Source organism: Paradesulfitobacterium aromaticivorans (assembly GCF_054657415.1).
Window position 1 is genome coordinate 2,058,471 of sequence record NZ_BAAHYT010000010.1, and the last position, 19,937, is coordinate 2,078,407.

General features: G+C 48.7%; 20 protein-coding genes and 1 pseudogene. 17 read left to right on the top strand and 4 right to left on the bottom strand.

Translation table 11 applies throughout. From position 1 onward, the window contains the following. The first annotated feature begins 57 nt into the window (after positions 1-57). The 11 genes from fabD (at position 58) to ACYQ2N_RS15885 (ending at position 12,823) form a co-directional block, all read left to right on the top strand. Complete coding sequence (gene fabD / locus ACYQ2N_RS15835) at positions 58-996, top strand: ACP S-malonyltransferase (protein WP_460000262.1); 939 nt, start codon at positions 58-60, stop codon at positions 994-996. A gap of 1 nt (position 997) precedes the next feature. Continuing rightward, a complete protein-coding gene (gene fabG / locus ACYQ2N_RS15840; RefSeq protein ID WP_460000263.1) occupies positions 998-1,741 on the top strand; it encodes a 3-oxoacyl-[acyl-carrier-protein] reductase in 744 nt (247 codons plus the stop codon). Between the two features lie 50 nt (positions 1,742-1,791). Further along, positions 1,792-2,019, top strand: coding sequence for an acyl carrier protein (gene acpP / locus ACYQ2N_RS15845; protein WP_460000265.1), 228 nt, complete (start codon positions 1,792-1,794; stop codon positions 2,017-2,019). Between the two features lie 152 nt (positions 2,020-2,171). After that, complete coding sequence (locus ACYQ2N_RS15850; RefSeq protein ID WP_460000266.1) at positions 2,172-3,122, top strand: NAD(P)H-dependent flavin oxidoreductase; 951 nt, start codon at positions 2,172-2,174, stop codon at positions 3,120-3,122. Positions 3,123-3,140: 18 nt separating this feature from the next. After that, a complete protein-coding gene (gene fabF, locus ACYQ2N_RS15855) occupies positions 3,141-4,379 on the top strand; it encodes a beta-ketoacyl-ACP synthase II (RefSeq protein ID WP_460000268.1) in 1,239 nt (412 codons plus the stop codon). A gap of 18 nt (positions 4,380-4,397) precedes the next feature. Then, a complete protein-coding gene (rnc, locus tag ACYQ2N_RS15860; protein ID WP_460000561.1) occupies positions 4,398-5,174 on the top strand; it encodes a ribonuclease III in 777 nt (258 codons plus the stop codon). Further along, entirely contained in the window at positions 5,164-8,754 is a 3,591-nt protein-coding gene (smc, locus tag ACYQ2N_RS15865) for a chromosome segregation protein SMC (protein WP_460000269.1), read from the top strand. Before rnc ends, smc begins: the two co-directional genes overlap by 11 nt. A gap of 117 nt (positions 8,755-8,871) precedes the next feature. Continuing rightward, a complete protein-coding gene (gene ftsY / locus ACYQ2N_RS15870) occupies positions 8,872-9,795 on the top strand; it encodes a signal recognition particle-docking protein FtsY (protein WP_460000271.1) in 924 nt (307 codons plus the stop codon). Positions 9,796-9,842: 47 nt separating this feature from the next. After that, positions 9,843-10,880, top strand: a complete 1,038-nt coding sequence (mtnA, locus tag ACYQ2N_RS15875; RefSeq protein WP_460000272.1) for an S-methyl-5-thioribose-1-phosphate isomerase — start codon at positions 9,843-9,845, stop codon at positions 10,878-10,880. Then, a complete protein-coding gene (locus tag ACYQ2N_RS15880; RefSeq protein ID WP_460000274.1) occupies positions 10,877-11,515 on the top strand; it encodes a class II aldolase/adducin family protein in 639 nt (212 codons plus the stop codon). The genes mtnA and ACYQ2N_RS15880 overlap by 4 nt, the downstream gene beginning before the upstream one ends. A gap of 12 nt (positions 11,516-11,527) precedes the next feature. Next, entirely contained in the window at positions 11,528-12,823 is a 1,296-nt protein-coding gene (locus tag ACYQ2N_RS15885; RefSeq protein ID WP_460000275.1) for an amidohydrolase, read from the top strand. A gap of 606 nt (positions 12,824-13,429) precedes the next feature. Here the strand turns inward: ACYQ2N_RS15885 and ACYQ2N_RS15890 are convergent. Beyond that, positions 13,430-14,131, bottom strand: coding sequence for a hypothetical protein (locus ACYQ2N_RS15890; protein WP_460000276.1), 702 nt, complete (start codon positions 14,129-14,131; stop codon positions 13,430-13,432). A 497-nt stretch (positions 14,132-14,628) separates the two neighbouring features. Beyond that, positions 14,629-15,588 (bottom strand): S8 family peptidase, encoded by a 960-nt coding sequence (locus ACYQ2N_RS15895; RefSeq protein WP_460000277.1) that lies wholly within the window; start codon positions 15,586-15,588, stop codon positions 14,629-14,631. Between the two features lie 726 nt (positions 15,589-16,314). Here ACYQ2N_RS15895 and ACYQ2N_RS15900 point away from each other — a divergent pair. Both ACYQ2N_RS15900 and ACYQ2N_RS15905 read left to right on the top strand, forming a co-directional pair. Beyond that, complete coding sequence (locus ACYQ2N_RS15900) at positions 16,315-16,848, top strand: RNA polymerase sigma factor (protein WP_460000279.1); 534 nt, start codon at positions 16,315-16,317, stop codon at positions 16,846-16,848. Next, positions 16,835-17,599 (top strand): DUF4367 domain-containing protein, encoded by a 765-nt coding sequence (locus ACYQ2N_RS15905; RefSeq protein WP_460000280.1) that lies wholly within the window; start codon positions 16,835-16,837, stop codon positions 17,597-17,599. Before ACYQ2N_RS15900 ends, ACYQ2N_RS15905 begins: the two co-directional genes overlap by 14 nt. A gap of 48 nt (positions 17,600-17,647) precedes the next feature. On the opposite strand, the gene ACYQ2N_RS15910 is transcribed toward ACYQ2N_RS15905, so the two are convergent. Then, complete coding sequence (locus ACYQ2N_RS15910; RefSeq protein WP_460000282.1) at positions 17,648-18,076, bottom strand: hypothetical protein; 429 nt, start codon at positions 18,074-18,076, stop codon at positions 17,648-17,650. A gap of 392 nt (positions 18,077-18,468) precedes the next feature. Here ACYQ2N_RS15910 and ACYQ2N_RS15915 point away from each other — a divergent pair, with 392 nt between their 5' ends. From ACYQ2N_RS15915 to ACYQ2N_RS15930, 4 genes and pseudogenes are all read left to right on the top strand, one after another. Then, positions 18,469-18,795 carry a nucleotidyltransferase domain-containing protein gene (locus ACYQ2N_RS15915; protein WP_460000284.1) on the top strand — a complete coding sequence of 109 codons (327 nt, stop codon included), beginning with the start codon at positions 18,469-18,471 and terminating at the stop codon, positions 18,793-18,795. Beyond that, complete coding sequence (locus ACYQ2N_RS15920; RefSeq protein ID WP_460000285.1) at positions 18,792-18,989, top strand: HEPN domain-containing protein; 198 nt, start codon at positions 18,792-18,794, stop codon at positions 18,987-18,989. The genes ACYQ2N_RS15915 and ACYQ2N_RS15920 overlap by 4 nt, the downstream gene beginning before the upstream one ends. Continuing rightward, positions 18,925-19,170 carry a HEPN domain-containing protein gene (locus ACYQ2N_RS15925; RefSeq protein ID WP_460000286.1) on the top strand — a complete coding sequence of 82 codons (246 nt, stop codon included), beginning with the start codon at positions 18,925-18,927 and terminating at the stop codon, positions 19,168-19,170. The genes ACYQ2N_RS15920 and ACYQ2N_RS15925 overlap by 65 nt, the downstream gene beginning before the upstream one ends. Before the next feature lie 2 nt (positions 19,171-19,172). Beyond that, a pseudogene (locus ACYQ2N_RS15930) lies at positions 19,173-19,397 on the top strand (N-ethylammeline chlorohydrolase); the annotation flags it as partial. Positions 19,398-19,679: 282 nt separating this feature from the next. Here the strand turns inward: ACYQ2N_RS15930 and ACYQ2N_RS15935 are convergent. Further along, positions 19,680-19,919, bottom strand: coding sequence for a PD-(D/E)XK nuclease family transposase (locus tag ACYQ2N_RS15935; RefSeq protein WP_460000287.1), 240 nt, complete (start codon positions 19,917-19,919; stop codon positions 19,680-19,682). Positions 19,920-19,937: the final 18 nt, after the last annotated feature.

Here is a 19,937-nt window from a genome sequence, read left to right on the forward strand (position 1 = left end):
AACAACCTCTGGAGTCTCCAGAGTGTACTAATTAGTCCGAGTAATGGAGAGGATTGAATGGGTAAATTAGCGTTTGTTTTCCCGGGTCAAGGATCACAGTACGTGGGGATGGGCCAGGAATTATGGCAAACCCAGGTAGGGCAAGAAACCGCCGCGACTGCACGTACTGTCTTAGGGCAGGGCTTTCTCGACTTAATAGCGGACGGCCCGGCGGAAGTTCTGCAGCAAACAGCCAATACCCAGCCTGCGATCCTGCTTGTAGGCGTGGCCGCGTGGCAGCTTCTGGCGCAAGCAGGGGTTACGGCTGATTATCTGGCCGGCCACAGCTTGGGCGAATACTCCGCCCATGTGGCCGCCGGGAGTGTATCCTTGGCTGAGGCCCTGCTGGTCGTGCGCCGACGGGGAGAACTGATGCAGGATGCGGTTCCGGCCGGGCAAGGGAGCATGGCCGCGATTTTAGGGCTTAAAACGGAAGATGTGGAAGAGGCCTGCCGTCAAGCTTCTGAGGTAGGAGTAGTGGCACCTGCCAACTATAACTGTCCAGGTCAAGTGGTTATCTCCGGTGAAGCTCCTGCGGTGGGGAAAGCGATGGAAAAGGCCAAGGAGCTGGGGGCCAAACGAGTGATGCCCTTAGCTGTGAGCGGCCCGTTTCACTCGCACTTAATGGTCCCTGCTGGAGTCAGATTCCGGGAAGTGCTCTCGGACATTGACTGGCGTACCCCGGCGCAGCCGGTCATAGCCAATGTGGATGCCTCTCCGGTGACGACGGCAGAGCAGATTATAGAGTCTTTAGTTAAGCAAGTGAGTTCTCCGGTACGCTGGGAGCAGTCTATCCGCTATCTTGTAGGCGAGGGTGTGGATACCTTTATCGAGTGCGGTCCGGGCAAAGTCCTGACTGGCCTGATCAAAAAGATCGCTCCGGAGGCCGTGCTTTTGAATGTTGAAGATATCCCCTCTCTGGAAAAGTCACTTGCATATTTAAAGGAGAGTAGATAAAATGTTGCTGAATGACAGCGTGGCCATCGTGACCGGTGGAGCGCGTGGGATTGGTAGGGCTATCGCGCTTGAACTGGCGCGTGCCGGAGCCAAAGTGGTGGTAAACTATGCTGGCAGGGCGGATAAAGCGGAAGAGACCGTCCAACTCATCCGGGAAGCCGGAAGCGAGGGGATAGCGGTACAGGCAGACGTTAGCCAGGCCGCTGATGTTGAACGCTTAGTAAAAACGGCTGCTGGAGCTTTCGGTAAAGTGGATATTTTAGTGAACAATGCGGGTATAACCCGGGACAACCTGATCCTGCGCATGAAAGAAGCGGATTGGGATGCCGTTTTGGATACCAACCTTAAAGGGATGTTTTTGTGTACGAAAGCGGTGAGCAAAGGGATGCTCAAACAACGATTTGGTACCATCGTTAACATTTCCTCTGTGGTCGGGGTCAGCGGCAATGCAGGACAGGCAAACTACGCCGCTGCCAAAGCAGGAGTACTCGGGTTTACCAAATCAATTGCCAAAGAACTGGCTCCGCGCGGGATCAGGGTTAACGCCGTGGCTCCCGGGTATATTTTGACTGATATGACGGGAACATTAGCGGAGGAAGTAAAAAACCAGATACTCGGAGAGATTCCACTGAGCCGAATCGGTGATCCCGAGGAAGTGGCCCAGGCGGTCTTGTTCCTTGTTTCTCCGGCAGCAGCCTACATCACAGGGCAAACCCTGTGTGTTGACGGCGGCATGGTAATGTAGACAGAGTCGCAGGCGTGCGTAACTCCAGCGGAAGGAGGTGAATAAACAGAATGTCCATTTTCGATAAGGTAAAGTCAATCGTTGTCGATCAACTCGGGGTGGATGAGAGCGAGATCACCTTGGAAACCTCCTTCGAAGAGTTAAATGCCGATTCCTTAGATATTGTTGAACTTATTATGGCTCTGGAAGAGGAGTTTGACTTGGACATACCGGATGAAGACGCTGAAAAAATCCGGACAATCGGTGACGCAGTAAACTACATTAAGGAAAACAAGTAGTTGCCCCAAGGTCCCGTAGAATACTGCGGGGCTTTCTTTTAGGACAGCCCTCTCAACTGAGGTTAAGATATAAATATTTCGAACAGTCTAGCGTCAGAAATTTTTAGGGGTAGGCGTTGGCGGATTTGTTTTAAGATTAAGGGGGACTTGGCGTGAAAATACCTGAACTTCGCCTGGCTGATTTGGTTGCGAAGGTCCCGGTGATTCAAGGCGGGATGGCGGTTCGCATCTCAATGGCACCTTTAGCGGCTGCCGTGGCCGAGGAAGGCGGGATCGGGCTTATTGCCGGAAGCGGGCTTACCGTGGCCGAACTGAGAGCGGAAATCCAGGAGGCGCGTAACCGGACTAAAGGAATTATCGGAGTCAACATTATGTTTGCAGTAAGGGAGTTTGCGCAGTTGGTCAAGGCCGCCCTGGAAGAGAAAGTTGACCTCTTGGTTTCAGGTGCCGGTTTTTCACGCGATATGTTCACCTGGGGCAAGGAAACGAATACCGCGGTTGTTCCTATTGTTTCGTCTGCAAAGCTTGCCCAACTCTCAGAAAGGCTGGGGGCTGCGGCTGTGATCGTAGAAGGCCAGGAAGCGGGAGGGCACTTAGGCACAGACCGCTCGATGCGGGAGATCGTGCCTGAGGTCAAAGAGGCTGTGAAGATTCCGGTGATTGGTGCAGGCGGGGTTGTTAACGGGGAGGATGTGGCCGAGATCTTAAGGCTGGGAGCGGACGGAGTGCAAATGGGGACCCGCTTTGCCCTTAGCGAAGAGAGCAGTGCTGCTCCCGCCTTTAAGAACTACTTGCTAAATGCCAAAGAAGAAGATATGGTAATCGTGCAAAGCCCGGTAGGTTTGCCTGGGCGGGGAATCAGCAATCCCTTCACGCAAAAACTGGCAGCTAACGAGGATGTGAAGCCCCGTGTCTGCACCCGTTGTCTTAAGCACTGCGCCGGAAATTTTTGTGTTCTCAGCCGCCTCTTACAGGCGCAGTCCGGGGATATGGACGAGGGCCTGATTTTCTCAGGTTCCAAGTTCCATAAAATCAAAGAGATATTATCGGTGCACCAGATTTTCGAGAATTTGAAAAAAGAGATACTCCAAGTGTGTGATTAAAGGAGGAAAGGTTAAAACATGAAGCACCGCGCGGTAATTACGGGAATGGGAGTGATATCTCCGGTTGGCAACAACCTTGAGGAATTTTGGGATAACTTGATAAACGGGAGATCGGGTATTGATCTTGCTACCCGTTTTGATACCAGCACTTTGCCTACGAAGGTTGCGGGGGAAGTCAGAAACTTCGAACCTACAGAATGGCTCGACAAGAAAGAAAGCAGGCGCATGGACCGTTTTGCCCAGTTCGCGGTAGCAGCTGCCAAGATGGCGGTTAAAGATGCCGGGCTGGATTTAGAGCAGATTGACCGGGACCGGGCCGGAGCGGTTATCGGCTGTGGCATTGGCGGGGTTATTACTTTTGAAGAGCAGAAAGAAGTCTTAATTGCCAAAGGGCCAGGTCGGGTAAGCCCGTTTTTTGTGCCGATGCTGATTAGCAATATGGCTGCCGGGCACATTTCGATCGCCTTCGGTTTGCAGGGGCCAAGCCTCACGGTTACTACTGCCTGCGCTTCGGCCACTGATGCTATCGGAAGGGCTTTGCGCCTGATTCAGAGCGGGGAAGTCGACTTAGTGCTGTGCGGCGGAACGGAGGCGCCCTTGACTGAACTGGCGTTTGCCGGGTTCTGTTCGATGAAGGCAATGTCTACCGAAAAAGAAAATCCGGCTGAAGCCTGTCGTCCTTTCGACCAGCGCCGCAGTGGCTTTGTGATGGGAGAAGGGTCAGGGATTCTGGTGCTTGAGTCTCTCGAACACGCACAAGCGCGCGGAGCTCGTATTTATGCCGAATTGGCCGGATATGGTGCATCCTCTGACGCCTATCATATAACGACTCCGGTTCCGGGAGGAGAAGGAGCGGCGAAAGCTATGCGCAAAGCCTTGGCGGATGCAGCCCTGAATCCGGAAGACGTGACTTATATTAATGCCCATGGCACCGGCACTGATGCCAATGATGCCACGGAAACTGCAGCGATCAAGGGAGTTTTTGGCCCGGCGGCGGCGCAAGTGGCAATTAGTTCAACTAAATCGATGACCGGGCATTTAATGGGGGCAGCAGGCGGGGTTGAAGCCATCATTTCGGCCTTGGCGATTGAGCGCGGAGTGATCCCCCCCACCATTAATTATGGAGAACCGGATCCGGACTGTGATCTTGATTATGTGCCCAATAAAGCTCGGATGGCAGAGGTTAAGGCAGCGATGTCGAATAATCTTGGTTTTGGCGGACACAATGCTACGGTTATTCTTAAGAAATTTGCCTAAAGATAAGGGGTCGTGCCAATTGTGAAAAAGCACCGCCGTAATTATAGTGTGCGTCCGGACAAAGCGGGCAGCGGGGAATCTGAGACGGGCAGCCGTAAGCGGGTCGGTTGGCGGCTGGCGCAGAAGCTCGGGCTGGAAGGCCAGCCGGATCATCTCCTGGTTACTGCCTTGACCCATCCTTCCTTTCTCTTTGAGAACCCTGTTTCAGGGAAGGAGAATAACCAAAGGCTGGAGTTTCTCGGGGATGCCATCCTGGATTTCATCGTGGGGGAATATCTCTATCTTAATTACCCTGGAAAACCTGAAGGGGAACTTACCAAGATGCGGGCCGCAGTTGTCAACGAAACCACCTTGGCGCAAAAGGCTAGAGAGATTGAACTTGGCACGGAGCTGTTGCTGGGCCGGGGTGAACAGGCTTCCGGGGGCAGAGAGCGCCCGTCGATCTTGGCCGACGCCTGGGAAGCGGTAATTGGAGCTATCTATCTCAAGTACGGCTTGGCCGAAGCGCGCAGGATTATTATAAATCTCCTGAAGCCTGCGATCGAGGAAGTGGCCAAAGGAAACTACGGAGATTATAAGACCATGCTGCAGGAAAAGGCGCAGCGGGAAGAACACGAAGTCTCATATCGGATTCTGGCAGAAGATGGGCCGGATCACTGTAAAGAGTTCACAGCAGGGGTTTTCCTCAAGGGCAAGCTCATGGCAAGCGGCAGTGGCCGCACGAAAAAAGAAGCGGAACAGCACGCCGCGCAACAAGTATTGGAACAATGGGGGAGGGAGAGCGATGGGCGCTGAACTCCCTGTTTTTTTGAAAGAAATTCAAATTCAGGGGTTTAAGTCATTTGCTGACCGGATACGGCTTGAACTTGGCACGGGGTTAAGTGTGATCGTAGGGCCGAACGGGAGTGGCAAGAGTAATGTGGTTGATGCCCTGCGCTGGGTTTTAGGGGAGCAAAGTGCTAAAAGTCTGCGCGGGAGCAAAATGGAAGATGTGATTTTTTCCGGGAGTTCCCGCCGCCGTCCGGTAGGAATGGCCGAAGTCACGCTCGTTTTTGACAATGCGAGTGGGCTTTTTCCGTTGGATTTTCGGGAAGTAACCATCACCAGGCGAGTGTACCGGGACGGGGAAGGACAGTATTTTATCAATAAGGCTCCCTGCCGTCTGAAAGATATCCATGAGCTTTTTATGGATACGGGGGCAGGCAAGGAGGGTTTTTCCGTCATCGGCCAGGGCCGGGTGGAAGAAATTCTGAACTCCAAAGCCGAGGAAAGGCGCTTCCTCATCGAAGAAGCGGCCGGGATCAGCAAGTACCGTGTGCGCAAGCGCGAAGCCGTCAAACGTCTGGAGGATACCGAGCGCAACCTGGAACGGCTGGAAGACATTAAGCAAGAGATTGAAATTCAGTTGGAGCCGCTGGCAGTTCAGGCTGAGTCTGCTAAACGCTTTGTAGTGCTGGCAGAGGAGAAGCGTCATTTAGAAATCCAGTTGGCTGTGTCCGAACTGAGCGGGGTCAGAGGGAAAACGGACAGGGCCGAGCAGGAACGTACAGGATTAATTGATGCGCAGGCTGAGGCCCAAGCAGGTTTGGCCCGCTCTGAAGCCTTGTATGTGGAGGACAAGCTTGCTTTAGGCAGGCTGGAAGAGCGCTTGCAGGAGCGGCAGCAGGCAGTATTTGCCGCCGAACAGCTAAGTCAGGGCGCTGACAATAATTTGAAGTTGAACCAGGAGCGTCAGCATAATTGCGCGGAACAACATAAAAGAGTTGCCGCAGAGTCCCAGGAAGAAGTAGTGAAGCGCACCAGAATTCAGGAAAAGATAGAATCCCTGGCCGGGCGGCAAAGTGTCCTCCGGGCTACGGTTAGGGAAGCCCTGGCTAAGCTGAAAGAAGAGGAAGGTAAGCTCCTCCGGCTCAAAGAGAGCCACGGGGTTGAAGAACTGGAGCGGCTGAAAGCGGAGTTGTTTGAAATTCTGACTGAACAAAGCCGATGTTCCAATGAACTTACAGGCTTTAAGCACAACCTGGCAGCAATAAATCAGGAACAGAGCCAAATCTCGGCTGAACGCAGTGCTAAAGAAGCCCAGCTTCAAGAACTTGCGGTTGCCCATGAGAACCTTGATTCCTCTCTTAAGGAGCTGGAGCTTAAGGAAAGAGAGTATGCCGGTCTGGAGGAGACTTTCCAACTAAAGCTGGCTGAGCTTGGCAAAGCCCTGGCTGAGGAGGGCCGGACAGATACGGAGTTATCGCGGCGGCTGGAGCAGACTAAGGCCAAATATCAGGCTCTCAAAGCCCTCGAAGATTCTTTGGAAGGATATCAGCGCGGGGTGCGCGAAGTTTTGCTAGCTAAGAAAAAAGGAGTAAAGGCCTGCAGTGGTCTGTGCGGCACGGTGGCTGACCTGGTAAAAGTGGAAGAGAAATTAGAACTGGCGATCGAGACTGCGGCAGGTGGGAGCCTGCAAAGTGTGGTCGCTGAGACGTTGGACTTTGCTAAAGCCGGTATCGCATACTTAAAGGAACAGAAGCTGGGGCGGGCAACTTTTCTACCCTTGGACGTTATTCAAGGGAGCAGGCTGGAGCCGGAACGCGCAGTCCGGAGTGACCCGGGCTTTGTCGGATTGGCCAGTGATTTGGTCCAGGTGGAGCCAAAGTACCGTCCTGCTCTGGAATTTGTGTTAGGACGCACTTTGGTAGCGGCAGATATGGACTCTGCCACTAGGATCGCACGCCACAGCGGGTATAGAGTGCGGATTGTAACCCTGGAAGGGGACCAAATTCATCCAGGAGGCTCCCTTACCGGGGGCAGTGTCCAGCGGAAGGGTCCAAATCTCCTGACGCGCTCGCGCGAACTCAAAGAACTGGTACAGGAATTGGACCGCCTCGAACAAACAAAGGCTGAACAAACAAAGAGATTAGCGCTTATACGCGCAGACAGGGAGGAAGCGGAATCTCAGTATGCCGCCCTTGATGCCGGGAGTCGGGAGCTTAGGGAGGAAAAGGCGGCCCTAAGTGTGCGGGTGGAACAAGTGCGCCTGCAGCTCAAAAGGCTGGAAGATGAGCTTAAGCTCCTGGGACTCCGTGCTCAAGAGGCCGTTGGACGGCAGACAGAAATAATGACCGCTTTTAATCAGGCTGCTGCCGGTTTAGCGGAGATTGAGGACAAGGCAGGGAGCGTGCGCCGGGACTTGGCTCAAAAAGAACAACTGGCCAAGGAAACGGCGGCGGGAATCGAAGCTTTGACCACAGAACTAACTGAGAGTAAAGTACAATATGCCAAGTGGGAACAGGAACTCACCCAGGCCGAATCTCTCCTGGCTGCGGAGCGTATAGCGCTTCAGGAGAATGAAAAAGCGCTCGCTGCCAAGCAGGAAAATGAGCGTCAGCTTTTACAAGCCCTGGGTACTCTTGAACAAGAGCGAGAAAACCTGCAGCAACGCTTGGCTGAAGTAAGAGACACTCTTAGACGTGAGCAGGAACTTCTGATCCAGTTGCGGCTCGAAAAAGAGACACTCTCGGCTGCGGTGGTTAGGCGGGAAGAAGAGGCTCAGGACAAGCGTCGGGAATTACACGAACTTGACCAGAAACTGCATGTGCTTGAGGTTCGGCTGGCCCGTTTAGAAGCGGAATGGGAGAGCGGCCTTAAACACCTGGCTGAGGAGTTTTCCCTAAGTTGGGAGGAAGCCAGAGCTTTGAATTCCAGTCAAGGACGGGAAGGCCTAGCGCAAAGGATTCAGGAGCTGAAAGCTGAGATCGAAGGCATCGGACCGGTCAATCAGGCCGCAATCGAGGAATACCCAAAGCTAAGGCAAAGGCATGAGTTTTTAACGGCCCAGCACCGTGACTTAGTGGACGCGTACCGAACTTTGCGCTCTTTAATCTCGGAACTGGACAAGACGATGAACGAGCGCTTTCACAGCGGTTTTGAAGCAGTGCGCGATGCCTTTGGCGAAGTGTTTAAGGAACTGTTTCATGGCGGACAGGCTGAACTCAGGCTGGTGGAACCAGATAATCTGTTGGAAACGGGGATAGAGATAGTGGCCCAGCCTCCGGGCAAAAAGCTTCAGCTCTTATCCTTACTCTCGGGAGGGGAAAGGGCTCTAACCGCAATTGCCCTGCTTTTTGCCCTGTTGCGCGTGAAGCCGAGCCCGTTTTGTGTCCTGGATGAGATTGAGGCATCACTTGATGACGTCAATGTGACCAGGTTTGCCGAGTATCTCAGGCGCTTGGCCCATTCGACCCAATTTATAGTTATTTCCCACCGCAAGGGAACCATGGAAGCGGCAGACGTCCTCTGCGGGATTACGATGGAGGAGTCAGGGGTGTCGAAGCTGTTGACGGTGCAGATGGATGAGCCTTGGGATGACCCGGCTTCAGCTTAAGAAATGTTGGCATGCTCCACAGCACGCTCAGCCTTCTCATTGCGGCACCTCGATTGAGCAGAGGGAGGAATTGTGATAAAATAGCGGCAGACATCCCCTTAGGAAGGAAGGCATAAAATGGCAGGCTTTTTTGCCCAGCTTAAAGCAGGATTAACTAAAACACGGGAAAATTTCGTGCAAAAAGTCGAGCAGTTATTTACAGGGCGCACGAAAATAGATGATGACTTATATGAGGAATTGGAAGAACTCCTCATCCGCTCTGATGTTGGTGTGAATACTTCCCTTGAACTGGTCCGGCGTTTGCGGGAAGAGGTAAAGAGAAAGAAAATTTCCGAGGCTGGCGAAATCCAGACAGTATTGCAAGAACTTATTGCGGAAATGCTGGGGGAGCAGCAGACTCTTAATATTGCCGCAGGTGGGCCAAGTATTATCTTGGTGGTGGGCGTGAACGGGGTTGGCAAAACCACTACGATCGGAAAACTCGCCAACCACCTGCGCCAGGAAGGTAAGAGAGTGCTCCTGGCAGCGGGTGACACTTTCCGGGCTGCAGCCATTGACCAGTTAGAAATATGGGGTACACGCAGCGGAGCGGAAGTGATCAAGCAGAAAGAAGGGGCTGATCCGGCGGCAGTGGCATATGACGCCATCCAGGCAGCCAAGTCGCGCGCGGCGGATGTGGTGCTCATGGATACTGCCGGACGCCTTCACAACAAAGTGAACTTAATGGAAGAACTGCGTAAGGTCAAGAAGGTTATCTCCCGGGAAATTCCGGAAGCCCCGCATGAAGTGCTGTTGGTGCTTGACGCCACCACTGGCCAGAACGCTTTGCAGCAGGCTAAGCTTTTTCAGGAAGTGGCCGGAGTCACGGGTATAGTGCTGACCAAGCTTGACGGAACGGCCAAAGGCGGTGTCGTACTGGGGATTCAGGGAGAGATAGGGATTCCGGTAAAATGGATCGGGATCGGAGAGGGAATGGAGGATTTGCGCCCGTTCGTGCCTGGGGATTTTGCGGCAGCGCTTTTTGATCACGCAGAAGAGTAGCCGCGCCAGCGGCAAGGGGGTCTGTATTTGAGAAAGGAGGTTGGGATGTGAAAGCGATCGAATGGCTGGGGAATGCCCTCAAAATTTTGGATCAGACTAAACTCCCGCTTCAAACTCTTTTCAGGGAAGCAAAATCGTATGAGGAAGTAGCGGAAGCGATTGAACGCATGGAGGTGCGCGGGGCGCCGGCTATTGGCGCGGCGGCTGCTTATGGCTATGCTTTAGGGGCTTTGTCCTTTAGCGGGCCGCGGGCAGAGTTTACCACTTACATGGAAGAGGTGCAAAACCGGCTGGCAGCTACCCGCCCTACTGCTGTCAACTTGTTCTGGGCTTTAAGGCGCATGGAAGATCGTCTGCGGGAAGTGTGGGATGAGGAAGATTTGGATGATATAAGGCAGGCTCTGATCGCAGAAGCGGACAGTATTGCGGAAGATGACCGGCGCATGAACCGTTTAATCGGCGAGCACGGCAATTCTCTCATCCCGGAGAACGCGGACATATTAACCCACTGTAATGCTGGAGCTTTGGCTACAGTCGAGTACGGCACAGCCCTTGGGATTATGCGCTCTGCTCATGCGGCCGGGAAAAAGATTCATGTGTATGCGGATGAGACGCGGCCATTTCTGCAGGGAGCACGGCTGACCACGTGGGAACTGATGCAGGATAAAATTCCGGTCACCTTAATCGCCGATAATATGGCCGGAAGCCTGATGCAGCAGGGGAAAATCGACCTTGTTGTCGTAGGGGCGGATCGGATTGCAGCCAATGGAGATACAGCCAATAAGATTGGTACTTATTCACTGGCGGTATTGGCCCAGGTGCACAGCATTCCCTTTTATGTGGCTGCTCCCACTTCTACTATCGATTTGAAAGTCCCAAGCGGGCAGGATATTCCGATTGAGGAGCGTTCCCCGCAGGAGATGCGGGAAGTGTTCGGAGTGCCGATCGCTCCGCCAGATGTACAAGTTTATAACCCTGCCTTTGATGTTACTCCCGCTAAGTATATTACCGGGATTATCACGGAAAAGGGAATCGTCTCTTCTCCTTATTCCGTCAATTTGCTTAAGCTGATGGTTCGCTCATGAGCCTTAAACAAGATTTGCTTAAAGCCGGCAGAAAAATCCTGGCCTCTGGAATGGTGGCAGGCACCTGGGGCAACCTCTCGGCCTGGGATCAGGAACGGGAGGGTTTTTGGATTACCCCAAGCGGCATGGACTACCTAACACTTACCGAGGATGACCTGGTCTTGCTTAACCGCGAAGGCCAGGTTTTAAGCGGCACGCGCAAACCGTCCTCAGAATACATGCTCCACGCCCATATTTACGAACAACGGCCTGATGTCAAGGGGATTATACATACGCATTCAGTTTACGCTACGGCTCATGCTGTAACGAGAACGGAGATTCCGGCTGTGGTGGAAGATTTAGCCCAGATCGTGGGAGGGGCCGTTGCGACCGCTTCCTATGAATCCCCCGGTACGCGTGAATTAGGGATAGCAGCTGTTCGCGCTCTTGGAAACAAAAGCGCGGTACTCCTCGCCAACCACGGGCTGGTAGGAGTGGGGCCAAACCTCACTGAAGCATTAAAAGTTTGCCAGATCGTAGAGAAGGCCGCGCAAATCAACCTCTTGGCCCGGCTAATCGGAACCCCTGTTTCTTTAGACCAAGAAGATATTGCTAAGATGCGGTATAGTTATTTACATAGTTATGGGCAGAGGTGAGGAGGTTTGAGTATGAAGATACTGATTCGTGCGATGGTCCTGCCAATGACGGGATCTGATGTTTTTTACCCGGATGGGGAAATAGCGATAGAGGAGGACCGCATTCTCTCAGTGGGAGAGCGGGGTTCAGCCCCGGATGGTTTTACACCCGATAGGGTTTTGGACTATCCTGATGATGTCTTTATGCCTGGCCTGATAAATACTCATACCCATGCAGCGATGACCCTGCTGCGCAGTTATGCCGATGACCTCCCTTTGATGCCCTGGCTTGAAACGAAGGTCTGGCCGTTTGAGGAGAAGCTCACAGATGAAGATATCTATTGGGGCACGGCGTTAGCTTTGTGCGAAATGATCCGTTCCGGCACCACTACCATGCTCGACATGTATGCATCGATGGATCAGGTCGCGCAAGCGGCACTCAAGGCCGGGACGAGGGCTGTTATTTCCCGCGGCTTGATCGGGAACGGACCCAACGGGCGCAAAGCCTTAGCGGAGAATATCCAGCTTATTCAACGTTATCATAAGGCGGGGGACGGACGCATCCAAGTGATGTTTGGCCCGCACGCCCCCTACACCTGCTCTGGGGATTTTCTGCAGGAAGTTAAGGCAGAAGCTGACCGCCACGGGGTCGGAATCCACATTCACGTGGCGGAAACACTGGACGAGATCAAGATTATCCGGGACCAGTATGGCAAAACTCCGGTTGAGTGGCTGGATGAGCTTGGCCTTTTCGGCGGCCAGGTGGTGGCAGCCCATTGTGTCCATTTAACGGAAAAAGATATGGACATTCTCGCCGCCAAGGGAGTAGCCGTGGCTCATAATCCGGAGAGCAACATGAAGCTGAACAGCGGCACGGCACCCATTCCAGAACTGCGTGCCCGCGGAGTGACGGTGGGTTTAGGCACGGACGGGGCTTCAAGCAATAACAATCTCGACCTCTTCGGTGAAATGCGTTCCGCCGCCTTCCAGCAAAAGCTCAAAGCAGGTTCAACCGCTCTTCCGGCCTATGAAGTCCTGGAAATGGCGACCATCGGCGGGGCTAAGGCTCTGGGCCTTGAAGAAGTGGGAATGCTGGCCCCAGACTTTAAAGCGGATCTCATCAGTGTCAACATGGATCAGCCCCACTTTTACCCGCGCTTTTCCATTCCTGCGCATTTGGTGTACGCGGCTCACGCCGGAGACGTCCGCACCGTTATCGTGGACGGCAAGCTCTTAATGGAAGAAAGAAAACTCCTCACCCTCGATGAAAAGAGGATCTGTCAGGAAGTCGAGGAGCGAGCCAAGCGGATTGAGGGAGAATTGATTTAATAGGATAAGCCTTGAATGCGAACAGAGTATCAGGGAGTTTTTTGTCTATGTAGCCATCGATTTAGCACCAAATCCAGAATGAATACGATTAACGAGGCTAAGATAATGGATGTCAAGAAGGCGAATATCAACACTGGAATTACTAGAACATCTCCTCTGGGTCCTCCAATATAACGATTAACTATGATGATTACTGGAAAAACAATTCTTTCAATAAGAAAAGACATACCGGCTTTCTGCCCCATAATGAGAGCAAAAACGAAAGGCGTAAAAAGAATGCCTTTCTGAAATTGGGGTAAGATTCGTTGTTTTTCTCCATAATCTGGAACTCTTAGTTTGGCAATAGAAAATCGCGATTATTAAGTGATGCCTAAAATCAGCCATTCCGAGTTAAAACGAGAGTATTATCATCATGAATTGGCTGATTTTTGATTTCTTAAATACAAAGGGAGTATCGCTTGCTACTTAAAAGTAGTTTTGCGACACTCCTTTGTGATTGAAGCGCTCATTTTATTTGTAAGCATATTTTCTGCTTTGTCTTAAAATTTATTGCCTTAAATTTATTCCCCCTCTACACCAAAGTAGGAGGGATTTCATTTATACTTTCTATAGTCTATCCACCAAAGTAGACCAACTAACAGCACCACCGACTCCATTTACAGAGGTTTCCAGTTTATATTGGGAATATCCAACTGGCCAGCCGCCTGGCATCTCATAGTGATCTGTAAGGTACGCATAGGAATATCCATGCGTTGGATCACCGGGAATGATATATTTATCAGAATCATCTAGGCTCCAATAATCAGGCCATTGATAATCAGGAACTGTCCCATACGCATGATTATAGATGCCCGTCACAATTCCATTAGAGGTGTACCACCAGGTGTCTAATTCACACGATCCCATGTACGTCCCATCATAATAATCATCTATGACATAATTAACACTATTGTATACATCCTGTATATTGTAACCGTCTTTATTTGAGGATTGGACTCTAAATACTGTAAGCCAAGTTTTGCCGTTAATTGTTTGTTTATAAACACTTAAATCTTTAATTTCGTATTTCTTACCAATTTCGATTACAGGAATATCGGCAATGTCAAATACCTTTCCGTAAATTTCATAGAGGTCTCCAACACGTTTTAGTTTTTTCTTTTCTGTAAGTTCTGAATTGTTTTTAACAGGCGTTGAATTCAACAATGAATCTTTATTGATGGATCTTGGTGAAGTTTGTGCAAAAGTCGGGACTACGTTTACTAATACTGTTAGCACTACAACTAGAATTAAAAAAAATTTCTTAACCATTTTCATTTTTCCCCTTTCGTCTCTCTAAAATTCGAACATAGCTATAATAAATCTTCCTTTATTTCCTCCTTTCGTTTTTTACTTTAATTGCCTTCTAGAAGATTTTTTTCTCTTTCCTCAACAAGGCAAAACTTATTTATTTCATAAATAGAGTTGACTGAGCATTTTACTTTTGATTCTTTTTCTCAAATATTTATTTAATTTTTGTTGTCTTTGATAGTTTTAATTATCCACATAATAAAAGCCGAAATAATAGCCGCAAATGCAATAGCGGTTCGATTAGTAAGAACTAAAATGATTATTACAATGATACCTATACCAAGGAATAGAGCCTTCCGCTTCATAGTTAATCCCCCATTTTATTGATATTATAAATGCGCTTCCGTGTATCTCTTTGGTACAAAATGAACTACCTAAAACTACGGTTAGCGATGCTAATCCATTTTTCTAAAATCATAATATTTCGATCCACTTAATGGACACCATTGAAGCTTGGTTTACGGAGTTGCCATTTCTATAGCCCTATAGGCACTAGGCACACCTAATATGAAATAGGAAGTGCTTTTAGACTGGTCGAGCCTTCTAGCAGATTGTCTGATACTAGATATCACTCGTTGAGCGGACCAGTCAGGGTGGGCACTCCAGACAAGAGCTGCCACTCCTGATACGAAAGCCGACGCAACAGACGTACCATCGCTAAGAGTAAGCTTGTTTGGACCTAAGGCCCCAACGCTGTAGGATAAAATCTCTGTTCCTGGAGCAACTAGATTGAGATTGTTTCCCGTATTGGAAAAAGGGGCTATATTATAATCTTTAGTCAATGCTCCAACAGCTACAACTTCAGGTAAGGCAGCGGGATATAAAATACTCGGATTTTCTCCTTCTAAGTGGTTACCTGCGGCAGCAATGATAAGACATCCTTTGGCTTGAGCATACTCAACTGCCTCTTGTAACGGGGCATCCAACGAAGCTTTTCCCCAACTTAAGTTAATAATTCTTGCTCCGTTATCTGCTGCCCACCGAATCCCTGATTGTATATTTTGGACATTGCCATCATGTGGATTATCAAGCACCTTCACCGGCATAATTTTTGCCTGAGGGGCAACTCCGATAATCCCGAGCCCCTGCCCATTTCCTGCAATAAGGCTTGCTATCTGTGTTCCGTGCCCAAAGCTATCATTGGTCTCCGCAAAGCTTGAACCTCCGGAAAGTGCATTAAAACCAGGTCTTAAATTTCCCTTGAGATCGTCGATACTACTATCTACTCCGGTATCAACTACTGCAACAGTGATTCCATTGCCTGTAATACCCATTGACCAGACTATTGGAGCTTCAACTGCTTGTAATCCCCACTCTGAGGAGTGTTCGCTAATTGTAAGTAGTGAAGGAGAAATAGCACTTTGCAAAGAAAAAGATAAAATGACAAAAAGTATCACGAAAAAGGTCACACGTTTCACCGATAAATGTTCCTTCCAATTTTAATTGGTTCCATCACATTGTAATTACTACCTCAAGTCGAATTTACTAAAAAGAGCCGGGTCGAAAGTCCTAATCCCTCCTTGTCTAGCTAACTGAACGTTAGGGTGGGTGCTAAGGGTCTGGAATTTGTACAAAGCCTTTTTTTATTCTCATACTTTCATATAAAGCGCAGCTATGGTCTTGGTAAGAGTCTGTCCCGAGATCACCGTGGCGTGAGCACTTGGGTTGGGTTCGGCATCTTGCCTTATAACTTAAGGCAGCTAGCAGAACTTAAATAAAGAATCCGGTGGAAAAACAAAGGTGCAACCGCTTCGTTCGGAATCTGTGTGTTCATTATTTTGCCACGTCTACGCCAACGGGGGTTTTTCACCAGACACTAAATAGCAAGGTTAATGTAAGAATTACCATAAATACTTGAAAATAACTTCTTCATTTTTCTATTCTTCGTTGTAATTAGTATGCTCCCGGATTATCTTCCGAGGGCTATTTTAAGCTTCCTCGCGATGCCCTAGCTATGATTATTTGGTGATTAGGGACAAATGCCATTAACTATGCATTTCATTTCACTACCTCGCTTTCGACTATAGTAGTTTTTTGTCCTTCTACCATATAGAGTATCTGAGTACATATTTTGGTTACATCTTTTCTGGAAAAATGTTAGAATATTTTTAGAATACCTTATCCTTGAGAGAGGGGGAGAGGCTATGTCCAATACCGAAGACCCAAACCCTATATCCATAGAGATTTTCGAGAGACTGTGCGAAGCACACTATGCTGATATCTATTACACTGTTTGTTTCATCACTAAAGACCCGGTTCTTGCGCAGGATGGGGTTCAGCAAGCCTTTATAAAGGCATTTAAACAGTTTGGTACTCTAAGGAAAAAAGAAAAATTTCCTTCCTGGATCGTTGCAATTGCGCTCAATGAAATAAAGCATATCAAAAAGAGGGAATCCTACCTTAAGATAGTTCCAATAGAGTCAAGCCTTCATAAAGTTGCTGCGTCAGACGATGATTTAGACATGAAAATTGATGTCCAAGGGGTGCTTAGTAAGCTTAAAGATCACGAAGCGGAAATCTTGGTATTGAAATACTTTGCTGATTTACCAGTCACTCAGATATCAGAAATATTAGAAATTAGCGAGCATAACGTCAAACAAAGGTTACATAGGGCTAGGTTAAAGTATCGAGAATTAACCGGAGCGGAAATTGGCGGTGATTATCATGGCGTATTCTGAACTAGAATTTGAAAAGAAGATCAAGGAGCAAATCGCTAAGGAATTGGCTAATACCATAGAAGTTCCGCCTTTTGAAGAACAATGGGCAAAGGTTAAGGCTGAATTATTGAAAGAAACCACTCCGGTAAAGCCCGAACTCAAGAGGTTTAAGCTGCGCAAACTGGCGTGGATAGCTGTTGCCCTAATGGTTATAGGTTCCTTCAGTATGATCAGCCCTGGCGTTGCCAATGGTTTTGGCAGTAAAATCGTAGAATTTTTTAATTACGCCGTTGGCAAGACAACCCGTAATCAAGCGGTAACATATAAGAACCCGAATGAACCAAGTGTTCCTCCGGATGTTAATAGTGTCGATGTTCCGCAAGCAAAAGAAGTCAGCCTTGCTGAAGCGCAAGCTTTAATTTCGACGAATCTGGCCGTTCCCGGTTACCTGCCGCCAGGAATGAAGTTTAGGCGGGCGTTATTGACCAATTTAAGCAATGGATTTTACAATCTTACTATCGAGTATGAATTAAACGGCAATGTGATCGTTTTTGAACAGCAGAGAATTGCCAAGGCAACGTCACTGGGCACGTTATATGATACGGATGATACAGTGGTTAAAGATTTAATCATTAATGGGAACCCTGCTGTACTTTTTAGCAATAAAAATGGCATGAACACAATTAACTGGCAGCTGGGAGGACTTCTATTGCATATCACAGGAAAAGTGGATCAAGTAGAACTTCAAAAAATGGCTCAGTCTATCACTTAATCACATTTTCTTTGAGAAACTGCCTATTTAGAGCTGTTTCTCTCTAGCTTAGTAAATGTACAAAGAAGGAGTGTAGGATTGCCCCTTTTCATTAATTCCGCCGTCAACTGAAGTATGCTCTGCAAAAACCCGGTAGTAATATCCTTTGGAAACAGATAAATACTGGGTTCCGCTGACATAGGACGAAGTGTAGTCAGTATATTGGTAGCTGTCCACGGTGTACCACTGACCGCTTGAGTAATATTGAAGGTACAGCGTTAACCCTATTTGATCAACGGCGTAAATGGTAGAAGTATATCCGGAAATCTTTATCAAGCCATCACCGAGATCTGAGATCCAGCATTTTCCGTCTGCGATTGTCACATAAGCCGCCGGGGTAACGGTCCCGGTCAGGTCTGCAGTGGCCGGTGAAGCTAATACCGGTGTAGCAAATAGTAAGATCGAAATCAGTAATAATACAGGAATAAGCTTTTTCATTCGTTGTACTCCTTTCTTAAACCACGCTTTTGTGTGTAGAGTTCTTGATCATAGCCATATTTTGTTCACGGCATATTATCCTTAATGCCATCTCATCTGAATCACCTTCCTTTGCGTAACAAGTTAAATTTTCGTCCTTCTACCCTATAGAGTATCTGAGCACGTACTTTGGTTACATCTCCGAAGAAAAATGTTCAGAGATTTTCCGGTGTGCAAACCTTACAACCTTAAATCCGGATTAAGCCGAGGGGCAGGCCAAGATAATTGAGGAAGATCGACCGGAAGGAAGCAAGCCCCAGGGTATCCTGAGGCTTGTTTTTTGGCCTTGATTGCTATCAGGAAAATCATACCGTTTTCTAGTACTATCAATAAGGAAAGGGGGGGGGAATCTGATGACCAACCCGCACTGGCAACAGGCTATTGAGGAATTTAGCAAAAGTATTAAGGAAAAACTAGCGTCCAACATCAAAGATGTAAGACTTTTTGGCTCAGTGGCTAGGGGAAGCAGTACCCCGGAGTCTGACATAGATATTTTGGTCCTTGTTGAAAAAGAGGATAAATTAACTGATGATACTATAATGGATGCTGCTGTGGATGTTAACCTTAGTTACGATGTGGTGATTTCACCTATCATTATGACTGTCTCCCATTATACTAATCAACTCTTCAGAGAGACTGCATTCTATTATGCTCTTGAGCAGGAGGGAGTCTCTTTATGATTTCTGATTTAAGCAAGTGGAGACTAGAAAAAGCCGAAACAACTTTCAGGGACGGAGAAGAACTTGAACGTCTTGGCTCATATCATAGTGCGATAAACAGATATTACTACGCTACATTTCACGCAGTACGTGCGTTATTGGCTACAAAGGTGTCTCGATTCTGCAAAACATTCCGGCGTAATATCGAATTTTAACCGAGAATTTGTAAAGGTAGGTGTGATAAGCAGAACCTCGAGCAGGGCTCTGTCCGATTTATTCAGACTTCGTTCTCATGCGGATTACGATGATTTTCGAATATTTACTAAAGAAGATTGTATTATGGCGAAGGAACAAGCTAGAGGTATCATTCACGAAATCACCAATAACCTTAAATAAGCTTTAAGGCCGACCTCATCAGCGTCAACCTGGACCAACCTCATTGTTACCCGCGTTTTTCAATCCCCGCCCATTTGGTGTACGCGGCTCACGCCGGGGACGTCCGCACCGTCATCGTAGACGGCAAAATCTTAATGGAAGAAAGGAAACTCCTCACCCTTGATGAAAAGAGGATTTGTCAGGAAGTTGAGGAGCGGGCCAAGAGGATTGAGGGAGAATTGATCTGATTGAAAGTGGGAAAAGGAAGACCCCCGAACTTCGGAGGTCTTTTTGGCTTGAGTAGGTATTAGCACGATCAGTGTGTCTTATTAAGAGAGTAAGCTATCTTTAATAAAAGCCGTGGCCTCATCTAGGCTATCCGCATGTCATACAGACGCCGTTCCTGAGCATTTGCTTTGAACATTTCTTCAATCGAAAGTGCTTTACGAATTGCCGGATTACTCATCGCAATCGCCTCCAGTGCTTCTCCTTGGATATCACTAAGATAGATTAACCATTCTTCTATGGCATTATATGTGACCTAGTTCTGTGGTCGCGACAACATCGAGTCGAATTGCTTTATCCAAATATCGTTCCGGATCGATCTCTCGATCCTCAAATGTTACACTTTTGATCCGATCGTGAGGGGGTCTGTTCTGTGCTGCATTAAGAAAGTCGATTAAGACGTCTTTTCCTTCCTCCGAGCCAAAGACCCGTTTGAAAAAATAATCGTTGGTGCGACGGAGGATAAACGAGGAATTAATCGTCATGCATCCTACCTCCCTTAT

Bases quoted from the DNA above. Each gene is read 5' to 3' on its own strand.
- ACYQ2N_RS15890 (WP_460000276.1), bottom strand. From the start codon at position 14,131: ATGGTTAAGAAATTTTTTTTAATTCTAGTTGTAGTGCTAACAGTATTA.
- smc (WP_460000269.1), top strand. From the start codon at position 5,164: ATGGGCGCTGAACTCCCTGTTTTTTTGAAAGAAATTCAAATTCAGGGG.
- ACYQ2N_RS15915 (WP_460000284.1), top strand. From the start codon at position 18,469: ATGACCAACCCGCACTGGCAACAGGCTATTGAGGAATTTAGCAAAAGT.
- ACYQ2N_RS15910 (WP_460000282.1), bottom strand. From the start codon at position 18,076: ATGAAAAAGCTTATTCCTGTATTATTACTGATTTCGATCTTACTATTT.
- acpP (WP_460000265.1), top strand. From the start codon at position 1,792: ATGTCCATTTTCGATAAGGTAAAGTCAATCGTTGTCGATCAACTCGGG.
- ACYQ2N_RS15935 (WP_460000287.1), bottom strand. From the start codon at position 19,919: ATGACGATTAATTCCTCGTTTATCCTCCGTCGCACCAACGATTATTTT.
- ftsY (WP_460000271.1), top strand. From the start codon at position 8,872: ATGGCAGGCTTTTTTGCCCAGCTTAAAGCAGGATTAACTAAAACACGG.
- ACYQ2N_RS15920 (WP_460000285.1), top strand. From the start codon at position 18,792: ATGATTTCTGATTTAAGCAAGTGGAGACTAGAAAAAGCCGAAACAACT.
- fabF (WP_460000268.1), top strand. From the start codon at position 3,141: ATGAAGCACCGCGCGGTAATTACGGGAATGGGAGTGATATCTCCGGTT.
- ACYQ2N_RS15885 (WP_460000275.1), top strand. From the start codon at position 11,528: ATGAAGATACTGATTCGTGCGATGGTCCTGCCAATGACGGGATCTGAT.
- ACYQ2N_RS15880 (WP_460000274.1), top strand. From the start codon at position 10,877: ATGAGCCTTAAACAAGATTTGCTTAAAGCCGGCAGAAAAATCCTGGCC.
- fabG (WP_460000263.1), top strand. From the start codon at position 998: ATGTTGCTGAATGACAGCGTGGCCATCGTGACCGGTGGAGCGCGTGGG.
- ACYQ2N_RS15900 (WP_460000279.1), top strand. From the start codon at position 16,315: ATGTCCAATACCGAAGACCCAAACCCTATATCCATAGAGATTTTCGAG.
- fabD (WP_460000262.1), top strand. From the start codon at position 58: ATGGGTAAATTAGCGTTTGTTTTCCCGGGTCAAGGATCACAGTACGTG.
- ACYQ2N_RS15905 (WP_460000280.1), top strand. From the start codon at position 16,835: ATGGCGTATTCTGAACTAGAATTTGAAAAGAAGATCAAGGAGCAAATC.